Genomic DNA, 12,504 nt, shown 5'->3' with positions numbered 1-12,504 from the left:
CAGACCCTGCTACTCCCCGGCGAGCGCCTCGATCAGGCTCTTGGGCCGGATGTCCGACCAGTTCTCTTCCACGTACTGCAGGCATTCCGCGCGACTGGCCGCACCGAACACCACCCGCCAGCCGGCCGGTGTGTCAGCGAAAGTCGGCCACAGGCTGTGCTGGCCTTCGTCGTTGACCAGCACCACAAAAGTCGCGTTGTCGTCATCAAACGGGTTCGCGCTCATCGTGTCTCCTCCCCACGGGATACTTGGACGGGCTGACGGTGGATCCCAATACCCGGTCGGATAGCAGCCCAAGGCAGCTCAGGTTGGGAAATCCGGGCCCCTGGGTGAGTCCTGACAGGTTTGGCAGGAACAACTTGGGTGTCACGTCGGTGACGGCCAGGTCATAACCTATCGCCTCCTGCAGCCGCTCCGAAGTCAGGGGCCCACCGAGAGCGAGTTCTAACAGATCAAGGGCTTCCTGGCTGAATAGCGGTGCGAACCAAAGCGAGTCAGCGCCGGAACCGTCGATGACGAGATCAAATCCGTGTACCGTCTCGAGATTCTCGCTGCCGCGGTTGGTGGACAGCGTCAACCGGATCTGCCCCTCCTTGCCCACCGCGTGGGCGACGCGGCCACGCAGGTGGTGGATGCGATCGTCGGCCAGCAACGCTTCCTGCACGTGGGACGAAAACACCCCACGGTCGGTGCGCGCCAACGCATCACGGCGTTCGGCAAGCGTCAGGGCCGGCCAGTTGGTGGGATCGGAGAACAGTGAGTTCTCGAAAAACCCCTCGCCGCGGGTGAACAACGTAGCTTGCGGCGAAATCACAGTGATGCTGGAAACCCGGTGCCGGAACAGCTCATAGAGCATCGCCGCGGCCGTCTCGCCACCGCCGATCACGGCCACCCGCTCCGCATGGATCCGGTCGTGATTGGCGGCGCGGTCCCAGAACTGGGCGATCGACAGCACGCGCGGATTGCCTGGAAGCAAAGACTTTTCGGCCTGGCCAGGGCCGGTGATCATCAAGGCGTCGGCGTGCACGGTGGTCTCGTGGGTGTCCAGCGCCCAGCGGTCTCCGGTGATCGCCAATCGCTCGACGCCACCGTGCACCACATTCATGCCCACGTGATGCGCGACCCAACTCAGGTACTGGCTCCATCGGCGATGCGTCGGCGCCGGCCTGCCGCGGTCGATCCACTCCGCGAACGAGGCCGTCGCGATGAGATAGGACTGCCAGCTGTAGCGGGTCATCCGCTCGTCGAGTTCGGCGTTGCGGCGCGGCACCAGCGCCGAGCGGTACGGAAACCCGACGTCCTTTTCGGGGCTGGTACCCAACCGATGCGCGCCATCGGTCCAGCCGCCGCTGGCCTGCCAGTTCGCCGCGACGCCGATCCGCTCCACCGCCACCACGTCGGGAACCTCGACGCCCATTTCGCGCAGCGCGAAGGCCTTGGCTGCCACAGCCACCGCCTTGGCCCCAGCGCCCACGATCGCAATTGTGCTCATTTCACCATCTCCCGCAGCGAATCAACCCAAAGTTCTTGCAGCGCAGCAATATCTGCGCCATCGAGAATGTCGGGCAGGGCGCGCCACTGCGCGGCCAGAACCCGCTCCCCGTCATAATTCAGCACCAGCGCGGCGATGGTCAGTTCGTGGCGCACCGCCAGTTCCGGCTCCGGGACCGGCGACGACCCGGCGAGTAGCTCGCGCTCGAGCCGGAGTCCGGTGCCGCCGCCGGTGTGCGCGGCGCCGAGATAATTCAGCAGCAGCTGCGGTGGTGAATAACCGGCGAGCCGCTCGGCGGTGTCGTCGCGCAAGTAGCGCAGCAACCCGTAGTCGAGTCCATCGCCGGGGATGGCCGCCAACTTCTTCCCCACCTCGCGCGGATCCGTCGAGTCGAGCCGCACCGGATAGATGGAGCTAAGCAACCCGACCGTGTCGCCGGTGTCGATGGTGTGTACGCCCGGCCCGTCCACCAAATCGTCCGCGCGGCCGTGTGTTTCGAGTGCCAACAGCGGGGGCGGGGTGGCCTGGCCGCGCATCTCGCGCCAGCGCGTAACCGTCGTCGCGGTCGCGGCGATCAGCAGCGTGGGCAATGGCAGCCCCGACTCCAGCAGCCGGCGGGTGACGTCGGCGTCGGTGGCGGCGTTGCGGACGATCAGGTCGCGAGCGCGATCGCGGCTCGGATCGAGCCTCCTGGCACCGAGGTCGGGATCGTCGCCGTCCAGTTGGGACGCCCAGAATCGCACCGTGTCCAACCGATGCGCCCGCGCGGTCAGCGCGTCCGCCCAGCGGCGATAGCTGGTGTGCTCGCGGACGGGCGCCGGCGAGTGGCCGGTGGCCGACGCCGTCAGCGCGGCACCGAGTTCGCCGAGGATCACGCGCCACGACGCCGGATCCAGCGCGACGACGTGCGCGGCCAGCAGCAGGACGCTCTCCCCCGCCGGCGGTCGCAACCACACGGCGGACAGCAGCCTTCCGCGTTCGGGATCCAGGCGGTCGACGGCCTCGGCGACGTGGGCGGCTACCACCGCGGCCAGATCGCCGACCACCTCAACCTCTTTGACCACGTCGACGATGTCTGCGGCGGGCACCGGCACCAAGGTCATGGTGGAGCGGTCCACCCGGGTGTGCAGCACCTCGTGACCCTCGATGATGCTTGCCAGGGCCGCATCCAACTGCTCGCGGCGCAGGGTCTCGGGCAACCGGATCGCTTCGGTCTGCGCGAGCCGGCGCGGATCGCCGAATTCGTAGAGCCATCGGCCGTTGGGCAGCAACGGCATTGGTCCAAATTCGGTGTCCGCCTGCTGGGCGGCGGCCGTGGTTTCCGAGTCGATCGCCCCGGCCAGTTCGCGGACGTTGCTGCATTCGAGGATGAGCCTGGCGCGCAGCGCGATTCCGCGTGCGCGAGCCGCTTGTACCACCGACAACGCCATGATGCTGTCCAGGCCCAGCTGCAGGAAGTCCGCGGTGACGTCGACGCGCGGCTGCCCGAGCAGCTCGGCCAGCAGCTCGGCCAGCGCGGATTCCATGGCGGTCTCGGGCGTCGCCGCCCCGACCTCCGACTCGGCGTGGTCGAAGGCGGCCAGCGCGTTCTCGTCCAGCTTTCCGTTGGGGGTCAACGGGATTTCGTCCACCAGGATGATGCGCTGCGGAACCATGTAGCGCGGCAGCCGGGTGCTGAGCATGCCCCGCAGCTTCGCCGTCGTGGGCCGGTCGGCTGCCGAGTCGGTGGCGACGTACGCGGTGAGCCGTGCGACGGCCCCGCGCTGCTGCACCAGCACCCCCGCGTGCCGCACGGCCGGGTGCGATTCGAGGGCGGCCGCGATTTCGCCGGGTTCGACGCGGTGGCCGCGGATCTTCACCTGGGCGTCGGCGCGGCCCACGTATTGCGCTGAGCCGTCGGGCAGCCGTCGCACCAGATCGCCGGTGCGATACATCCGTTCGGCCGCCGCAAACGGGTCGGCGACGAAGCGCGCCGCGGTCTCCGGAGCGCGACCCAGGTAACCACGGGCCAGCTGGGCACCGCCCAGATACAGTTCGCCCGTCGCCCCGCACGGCACCGGGCGCAGCGCGGAATCCAGCACGTAGCCGCGGGTGTGCCGGGTCGGCCGTCCGATGGCTGGTTCATCGTGCTCGGCGATGGCGGCGACCACCGCCTCCACCGTGGTCTCGGTGGGTCCGTAGCAGTTGTATGCCGCCATCGACGAGGTGCCGCAGGTGTTGCGGATCCGGGTCCAGGCCGCACTGCCGACTGCCTCGCCGCCCAGCGCAAGCACGGTCAGCGGCGCCTCGGTCAGCAACCCGAAAGCCTGCAGTTGGGCGAACATCGACGGCGTAGTGTCGATCATGTCGATGCCGTGCGCGGCGATCAGCGCGACGAGCGCCTCGGCATCGGTCTGGGTCTGCTCGTCGACGACATGCACGCCGTGCCCGTCGAGCAGGCCGACCAACGGTTGCCACGCGGCGTCGAACGCGAACGACCACGCGTGGGCAATGCGCAGCGGCCGCCCGAGTTTGCTTGCCGCGGGCCGCAATACGCGGTCCAGATGATCGTCGGCGTAGGCGCCCACCGCGCCATGGGTTCCGATGACGCCCTTGGGTTCTCCCGTCGTGCCGGAGGTGAACACGACATACGCGGCCTGCGCCGGTGGAACGTCGACGGGGTTGAAGTCGTCGTGCGGTTCGCCGGCGTCCAGCAGCTCCGCGATCAGCTGCTCGTCCAACACGATCGACGCGCCCGACTGGCGCAGGATCGAGTCCACCCGTTCGGGGGGCATTCCCGGCTCCATCGGCACGCACATGCCGCCGGCCTTGAGCACGGCGAGTATCGCGATGATGTATTGCGGGCCGCGGGACAGCCTGATGCCCACTGGAGTTTCGCACTTGACCCCCTGGTGGGCGAGTCGCGCCGCCAGCCGGGTGGCATGAAGATCGAGTTCGCGGTAGCTCAGTGTGCCGCCGGCCCAGCTCACCGCCGGGCTGTCCGGTGTCCGGGCCGCGGCCTCGGCGAACCGGGCGTGAATGCTCAACCGCGACACCGGTGTTGGCGCACCGGCGGCCCGCAGCGGGTCGGCTTCATCGCCCAGCAGGACGCTGACGTCGCGCAGCGGACGCTCCCAGTCCTGCAGCAGCCTCTCGGCGGCGGTGAGCACCCGCTGCCCGAATGCTTCGGCGGGAATGGCGCCCAGCGCTCCGTCGATCGCTTCGATCAGCACGACCAGTTCGCCGGCTTCCATGTGGGCGGCGATCGCGATCGGGAAATGCGACAGGGTTTGCAGGGCTGACGGTCGGAAAGTGGCACCGCCGGCGGTCAATTCGCCACCCGCGGTCAGCCCGTCCATCGGGAAGTTCTCGTAGACCAGCAGGGTGTCGAACATCTCCCCGACCCCGCCGAGGGCGCGGAGTTGGGCATGCCCGAGATGGCTGTGCTCGCGCAGCAGCGCCGCGTCGCGCTGCACGGCGCGGCACTGTTCGCCGGCCGTCGCGGCCGGGTCGAGCCGCACCCGCAGCGGCACGGTGTTGATGAACAGACCGACCATGGTCTCGACGCCGGTCAGTTCGGGCGGCCGACCGGAGACCGTGACCCCGAAAACCACGTCGCGGGTGTCGGTAAGCCGCGACAACACCAGCGCCCACGCCATTTGCATCAGGGTGTTGACGGTGATGCCGCGCGATCGGGTGTCCTCGACCAACCGCCCGGTGGCGTCGGCCGGCAGTCGCAGCTTGGTGGTGCGGGGCAGCGCCGTCTGCTGCCCGTCAGTCGTCTCGATGGAGCCCAGCGAGGCGGCGAGCAGAGTGGGGCCCGGCAGCCCGGCCAGGTGCTCGCGCCAAACCCGTTGGCTGGTTTCCGGGTCGCGGCTCGCCAGCCAGCCGATGTAGTCGCGGTAGGGCCGAGGCGCCGCGGGCAGCGCCGACGGGTCGCCGCCGGCCTGATAGAGGATCATCATCTCGTTGACGAACACCGGCAACGACCATCCGTCGATCACGATGTGGTGGGCGGTGAGCACCAAACGCCAGCGCGCGCCGGGCAATTCGATTAACAGGAAGCGGATGGCCGGCCCGCGTTCCAGGCCGAACGGTCGTTGGCGTTCGCCGGTTTCCAGCGCCGGCACATCGTCGGGTGCGGCAGCGACCAGTCGCCAGGGCAGCTCGACGCGGGACGGCACGATCTGTACCGGTCGCGGGATTCCCCGGCTGAAGAAGCTGGCCCGCAGATTCGGGTGCCGCACCAACATCTGCTCCGCGCACTCACGTAACAGTGCGACATCGAGTTCGCCGGAGATATCCGCCGCTATCCCGATGACGTACGGGTCGTCCGCCGCTTCACCGTCGGCGAATTCCGCGAGTGTGGTCAGCGAATACAGGCCCTCCTGCAGCGGGCTCAGCGCCATCACGTCCTCGATGTCGGGCGCGACATCGGTTTGGGCAGCGGTCATGTCGTGCCTTCGCGCGACGATGAGAAGAGTTGCGTCACGGCGGCCAGATCCGAGGGGGACAGTCCGGAAGTGCTCATCGGCTCGAAACGGGTGTCGGCCGGCCGCTCGCCCTGTTCGGTGACGGCCCCTTCGTCGCCCAAGGCATCGAGCGCGGCGGCCAGCTGCTGCACTGTCGGGTTCTCGAAGATCATCCGTGGGCTCACGGCCAGGCCGGCCGCCCGGGCGCGCGAGGCGAGCTGCACGGACAGGATGCTGTCGCCGCCGAGGGCGAAGAAGTCGTCGAAGCGCCCGACGTCGGGGGTGGACAGCAGTTCCGCGAACACCTTGGCCAACGCCCGTTCGGTGTCGGTGCGCGTCGGTTCGGTCTGCCCGCCGGTGCTGACCGCCGGCCGCGGCAGCCCGGGCCGATTCAGCTTCCCCGATTCAGTTTTCGGGAGTGCGTCGAGCACGGTCAGCGATGACGGCAGCATGTAGCCCGGCAGGGTCGTGGCGATCGCCGCGCGCACCTCCCCCCCGAAGGTCGCCTTCGCGGCGTCGTCGGTGAGTGGGCGTTGCGGCACAACGTATCCGGCCAGCGAGGTGCCGCCGTGCACCTCCCACGTGCGGGCCGCCGCGGCGGCGACGCCATCGGCGCCCGCCAGGGCGGCCTCGACCTCGGCCAGCTCGACGCGGAAACCGCGGACCTGCACCTGGTGGTCGGAACGTCCGACGAATTCCAGCCGACCGTCGTTGGTCCACCGGGCCAGGTCGCCGCTGCGGTATAACCGCGAACCCGCCTCGGCACCATAGGGATTGGCGATGAACCGCGTCGCAGTCAGGCCGGGGCGTTTCCAATATCCCCGAGCGAGCTGGTCACCGGCGTAATACAACTCGCCCACGACGCCGACCGGCACGGGACGCAGCCCGTCGTCGAGCAGGTAGGCCTGCGCCCCCGGGACCGGCCTTCCGACAAGCGGATTCGGCAGACCCAGCCGCCCGCGGGACACGGCGCCGGAGGTCTCGGTGGAACCGATGTTGTTCAGCAGCTCGGTGCCGGCGCCGTCCTGGCCGGCGCACACCGATACCAGCCGCTGCAGCAGCGCCGTGCTCACCGGTTCGCCACCGCACACCAGCCGCGACAGCGAGCGCACGGCGTCGGGCCGGCTGTCCACCAGCGCCGACACCAGGCTGGGCACCGCGGTCACCTGGGCGACCGAATACCGGTTCATCAAGTCCCCGAGGGCCTCCGGGTCGCGGTGCTCGGCGTCGTCGGCCAGGATCATGGTCGCGCCGGCCGCCAGTCCGGCCAACATCTCCATGCCGCCTTCGAGGAAGGTGATCGAGGCCTGCGCCAGTCGAACATCGTCGGTTCGCGGCGGGTAGTGCCGCAGCTGCCAGTCGAGCCGCGCAGCCATCGAGCGATGCGTTCCCACCGCACCTTTCGGCTTGCCGGTGGACCCGGAGGTGAATACCAGGTACATCGGGTCATCGGGGTGCGGAAGTCGCACCTGCCTCGACACCGGATCCACGTCCTCACTGTCGACCAGCGCGCGTACCTGTGGATCGTCCAGCGAGATGAGCTCGACCCCCGGCACCTGCGGCATGGTGCCCACCGCTTCGACCGTCGCGACCACGACCGGCGGTTGCACGTCGTCGAGCATGAATTGCTTTCGCGCCAGCGGATATCCGGGATCGATCGGGAAGTAGCCGGCGCCGGCTTTCATGATGGCCACCAGCGCCACCACGAGCTCGGTGCTCCGCCGGGTCGACAGCCCGACCAGCGACCCGGGGCCCACCCCGTTGTTGACGAGCAGCGCGGCCAGGTTGTCCGAACGGCGATGCAGCGCAGGATAATCGATGCTCTGCTCGCCGCAGCGCACCGCGACGCGGTCGGTGTCCCACGCCCGGCTGGGTTCTAGCAGTTCCGGAATGGTGCGCGGCCGGTCGTGCGGCGCCTGCTCGCCGCGGCTCCAGTCCTGCAGAATCCGGTCCTGTTCCGCGGCATCGATCAACCGAACGTCACGCAGGGTCTGATCGATGTCATCGGCGAACTCGGTGAGTGTCCGGGACAGCCATCCAGCCAGTCGCTCGATGGTGGCTCTGGCGTAAAGCTCGGTGCGGTAGATGACATTGCAGTTGTAGCCGATGTCGCCGGAGCCGTCGGTGCCGAAGAAGTTGACGCTCAGATCGGCGTGCGCCATGTCGAAGATGGGGTCCAGCGAGGTGCACACGGTGTCCTGCTCGCCGCTGCCCGCGGCCGCGGCCTCGATGACCCGGGTGGCGGACAGGTGATCCCGGACGTGCACGACGACCTGGAACAGCGGGTTGCGTGACAGTGAGCGCACCGGGCTGACGCTGTCGACGACGCGGTCGAACGGCAGGTCCTGGTGGGCGTAGGCGGCCAGCGCGGTCTCCCTGGCCCGCTTCAGGAGTTCGCGCAGCGTCGGGTTGCCGTCCATGTCGTTGCGCAGCACCAGGATGTTGACGAAGAATCCGATCAGCTGGTCCAACTCGGCTTCGGTGCGGCCGGCGACCGGGGTGCCCAGCGGAATGTCCACTCCGCCACCGGCTTTGTGCAAGACCACGGCGACGGCCGTTTGCAGCAGCATGAATTCGGTGATGCCGAGCTCGCGGCACACCTCGCCGAGCTTGGCGCGGGTGGCCGAGTCGATCTGGAAGTCGACGGACTCCCCTTCGCCGCTGGGCACCGGCTGGCGCGGGAAGTCCGGCCGCAGCCCGGTGTCCTCCGGCATCCCGGCCAGCTGACGGGTCCAGTACTCCCGCTGGCCGCCGACGATGGCGGACTCCTGGCCGCTCTCGTCACCCAGGAACTGGCGCTGCCACGCCGCGTAGTCGGCGTACTGCACACGCAGCGGGGCCCAGGACGGCGCCTCTCCGCCGCGCCGGGCCCGGTAGGCCGTCATCACGTCGGAGAAAAGCACGCCCGCCGACCAATGGTCGGAGGCGATGTGGTGCACGACCAGCGACAGCACGTGCTCCGAGGTGTTCTCGGTGCGCAGCACCGCGACCCGGATCGGCAATTCAGCATCCAGTTGGAAGCAGTGGCACCGCTCGACATCGAGTTGCTGTTGCAGCCAGTCCTCGTCGGGTCCCTCCTCGCGGCGCACCGTAACCTCGACGCCGGCCGGTTCAACGACCTGATAGGGCACGCCGTCCAGCTCGACGTAGCGGGTGCGCAGGATTTCGTGCCGGGCAACGACATCGCCGATGGCGGCGATCAACGCATCGATGTCCCACGGCCCGGTCAGCTTCGCCGCGAAGGGAATGTTGTTGACCCGGCTGGGCCCGTCCACGCGGTAGGCGAACCAGCTGCGCAGCTGCGACGCCGACAGCGGCATGGGTTGGTCATGGGCGGTGGTGATCAGCCTGGGCCGCGACCGCGTCAGTCCGCCCGAAACCAGATGGTCGATCCGCTCGGCCAACGCCCCGACCGTCGCAAGTTCGAACACGTCGCGGATGCCGATTTCCACGCCGCAGTCCGCGCGGATCGCGGTGACAAGTTTGGTGGCGACCAGCGAGTGGCCGCCCAGATCGAAGAACGAGTCGTCGATGCCCACCCGTTCGTGGCCGAGCAACCCGGAAAACAGTTGCGCGACGCGCCGTTCGGTGGGGGTGCTGGGGTCGCGGTATTCGGCGGCGGCCGCGATCTGCGGTTGCGGCAGCGCGGCGCGGTCGATCTTCTGGTGCGCGGTGATCGGGATTTCGTCGACCACCACGTAGCCGGCCGGGGTCATGTAGTCCGGCAGCGCGGCGGCCACCCGGGCCCGGATGCGCTCGACGTCAACCGATTCCGTGCCGGCGCCCTGGGCCGGCGTCACGTATCCGACCAGGCTCTTGCCCAACTGGGGCAGGTCCATGGCCAGCACGACCGCTTGCCCGACGCTGGGGTCGACCGAGATGGCGGCCGCGATTTCGCCCAGCTCGATGCGGAAACCGCGGATCTTCACCTGCTCGTCGGCGCGGCCGACGAACTCGATCTCGCCGTTGGCGTTACGGCGGGCCAGGTCACCGGAACGGTACATCCGGCCACCGGGCGTGAACGGGTCGGCGACGAAGCGCTCGGCGGTCAACTGCGGCCTGCGGTGATATCCGTGCGCGACATGTGTTCCGGCGATGTAGATCTCACCTATAACGCCGACGGGGACCGGCTGCAGCGCGTTGTCGAGCAGATACACCTGTGTGTTGATCTTGGGTCGACCGATCGGCACCACCCGGGTGCCCTGGGTGCCCTCGACCGGGTAGCTGGTGCAGTTCACCACCGTCTCGGTCGGTCCGTAGAAGTTGTGCAGCGACGCGTCGAAGGTGGCGTGGAACTTGTCGGCGATCTCGCCGGGCAGAGCTTCCCCGCCGATGGGCACGCGTCGCAGGGTCCGCCACTGGCTGACGCCGGGCAGCGACAGGAAGAGCCCCAGCAGCGACGGCACGAAGTGCATCGACGTGATGCCCTCGCGGGCCAGCAGGCCGGTGAGGTAGCCGATGTCGCGCAGCCCGTCCGGCCGCGGAATCACCAAGCGGGCGCCCATGATCAGCGTGCCGAAGATCTCGCCCATCGACACGTCGAAGCTGGGCGAGGCGACCTGCAGCAGCCTATCGGTGTCGTCGATCCGGTATTCGTCGCCGAACCAGACGAAGTACTCCGCGATGGGTGCGTGCGGCACCGGAACGCCCTTGGGCAGTCCGGTGGAACCCGAGGTGTAGATCAGGTAGGCGGTGTTTTGCGGGCTCAGCGGCCGGTTCAGCTTGGGGGGTGCGCCGGCCGGATAGCGCGCGACGTCGGTAACCGGTTCGCGCAGCACCAGTTTCGCGTCCGCGTCCTCGAGGATGAAGCTCAGCCGGTCCTCCGGGTAGGTGGGATCCACCGGCAGATAGACCCCGCCCGCCTTGAGCACGCCCAGCGCGGTGATGACCAATTCGGGAGACTTGTCCAGCAACACCGCGACGCGATCCTCGGTGCCGATCCCGTGTTCGACCAGCCAGTGCGCCAACCGGTTCGACTCTTCGTCGATTTCCCGGTAGGAGTAGGCGCGCCCCTCGTAGACCACGGCGACGGCATCGGGAGTGAGCCCCGCCCTCCGGCTGACCAGCTCGGGCAAGGTGCTCGGCGGGGTGACGAATTCCTCGCCGGTCGACACCGCGCGCAGCCACTTGGCGTCTTCGTCGCTCATCAACGCGCACGCCGACAGCTTCACGTCGGGGTCGGACAGCAGGCCGTCCAGCAAGGCGGTGTAGTGACGCAGCAATTGCTCGACCAACTGCTGATCCAACACCTCGACCAGATACTCGGCCTCGACCACGCCGCCGCCTGAGCCGTCCGGCGCCCGGTCCAGCTCGACCATCAGGCTCAACGGCAATTGATTGAAATGGCCGCGCAATTCGCCGCGCTCGCAGCGCACGCCGGGCGGGCAGAAGCCGGCGCCGTCGGGCTCCCGTTGCCCGAAGCTCACCCGGGTCATGCGGTCCGCGCCATGCCGGCGATCGGGATTCGACTCGCGCACCAGCCACTCCAGGTCGGCACGCGAATGAGCGAAGGCGCCCACCGCGTCCTCGCGGGTTTGGGCCAGCAGCTTGCGGAACGTCTGGTGCGACCGCGGCTGCAGCCGGATCACCACGGTGTTGCCGTAATACCCGATGACATGCTCGGTGCCCAAACCGCGGTTGAGCACCGGGGCCGCCACCAAGAAGTCCGTCGACTGGGTATACCGGTGCACCAGCGCGGCGAACGCGGCCATCAACACCATGTACGGGGTGGCGCCGGTCTCGCGGGCCAGCGCGGTCGCCCGCTCGACGGTGTCCGGTGACAACTGCGCGAACGTGCGCTGTGCGCGCCAGGTGCTGGGCACCACCGAACCGTTGGCCCCGGGCAGCTCGAGGGGTTCCGGGAGGTCGGCCATCCGCGGCCGCCAGTAGTCCAGGTCCGCCTGACGAACGGCGGTCGCGTCCGCCGCAACGTCCCTGAGCACTTGCCCATCGGCGAACTGGGCCGGGTCGGTGTATGCGCGGGTCAGATCGGCGAAGAAGGGTGCCCATGATCCGTCGTCCCAGGCGATGTGATGCGCGGTGATCAGCAGCATGAGTTCGTCGCCGGCCAGCCGTGCCGCCGTGACTCGTAGCGGTGAATCCTTGCTCAGGTCGAATGGCCGGCGAAAGTCCCGCTGCGCCAACACATCCAACCGTAGCCGGCGCGCCTGATCGGTCAACCCGGTCAGGTCGTGTTCGGCCCATTCGGGCCGCAGGTCCTCGCGGATCACCGGGTACGGGTCGCCCGCACCGACGGTGGCGTACGTCGTATGCAGCACCGGGTGTCGCGCGGCGACGGCGTCGACCGCACGGTGCAGCCGCCCGGTGTCGACGGTGCCGGACAGGCGGTAGGAGACGCAGATGTTGAGCAGCGCGCTGCCGGGATCGACGGACTGCACGAACCACATCCGGTGCTGGCCGACCGACATGCGTGGTTCGCCGTCGGTCGCGACGGGCGCCGCGCCCGTCGTCTTGGCCAGGCCTCGTTCAGCGAGCTTGCGGCGCAGTAGTTCCAGCCGCTCATCGTCGAGACGGGTGCCGATGCCGGTGGTGTCTGTCACG

Annotated in this window: 4 protein-coding genes; all 4 read right to left on the bottom strand. The window is 68.8% G+C overall.

The annotated features are described in order from the left end of the window. Nucleotides 1-9 precede the first annotated feature (9 nt). From MTY59_RS17880 to MTY59_RS17865, 4 genes are read right to left on the bottom strand one after another with little or no spacing between them, the layout of a single operon-like run. The gene (locus tag MTY59_RS17880; RefSeq protein WP_221042330.1) at nt 10-225 is read right to left on the bottom strand and encodes an MbtH family protein; all 216 of its coding nucleotides are present in this window, start codon (nt 223-225) and stop codon (nt 10-12) included. Next, on the bottom strand, nt 206-1,492 hold the full coding sequence (gene mbtG / locus MTY59_RS17875; protein WP_221042329.1) for an NADPH-dependent L-lysine N(6)-monooxygenase MbtG: 1,287 nt from the start codon (nt 1,490-1,492) through the stop codon (nt 206-208). The genes MTY59_RS17880 and mbtG overlap by 20 nt, the downstream gene beginning before the upstream one ends. Then, nucleotides 1,489-5,925 carry a non-ribosomal peptide synthetase gene (locus MTY59_RS17870; protein ID WP_221042328.1) on the bottom strand — a complete coding sequence of 1,479 codons (4,437 nt, stop codon included), beginning with the start codon at nt 5,923-5,925 and terminating at the stop codon, nt 1,489-1,491. The genes mbtG and MTY59_RS17870 overlap by 4 nt, the downstream gene beginning before the upstream one ends. Further along, nucleotides 5,922-12,503 (bottom strand): non-ribosomal peptide synthetase, encoded by a 6,582-nt coding sequence (locus MTY59_RS17865; protein ID WP_221042327.1) that lies wholly within the window; start codon nt 12,501-12,503, stop codon nt 5,922-5,924. The genes MTY59_RS17870 and MTY59_RS17865 overlap by 4 nt, the downstream gene beginning before the upstream one ends. Nucleotide 12,504 lies beyond the last annotated feature (1 nt).

This window comes from Mycobacterium senriense (assembly GCF_019668465.1).
Classification (GTDB): Bacteria; Actinomycetota; Actinomycetes; order Mycobacteriales; family Mycobacteriaceae; genus Mycobacterium; species Mycobacterium senriense.
Note: the sequence above shows the minus strand (reverse complement) of the source record. Positions and strands in the feature narration are given on the sequence as shown.

Excerpts from the sequence above, each read along its gene's own strand:
- MTY59_RS17880 (WP_221042330.1), bottom strand. The coding sequence starts at position 225 with ATGAGCGCGAACCCGTTTGATGACGACAACGCGACTTTTGTGGTGCTG.
- MTY59_RS17870 (WP_221042328.1), bottom strand. The coding sequence starts at position 5,925 with ATGACCGCTGCCCAAACCGATGTCGCGCCCGACATCGAGGACGTGATG.
- mbtG (WP_221042329.1), bottom strand. The coding sequence starts at position 1,492 with ATGAGCACAATTGCGATCGTGGGCGCTGGGGCCAAGGCGGTGGCTGTG.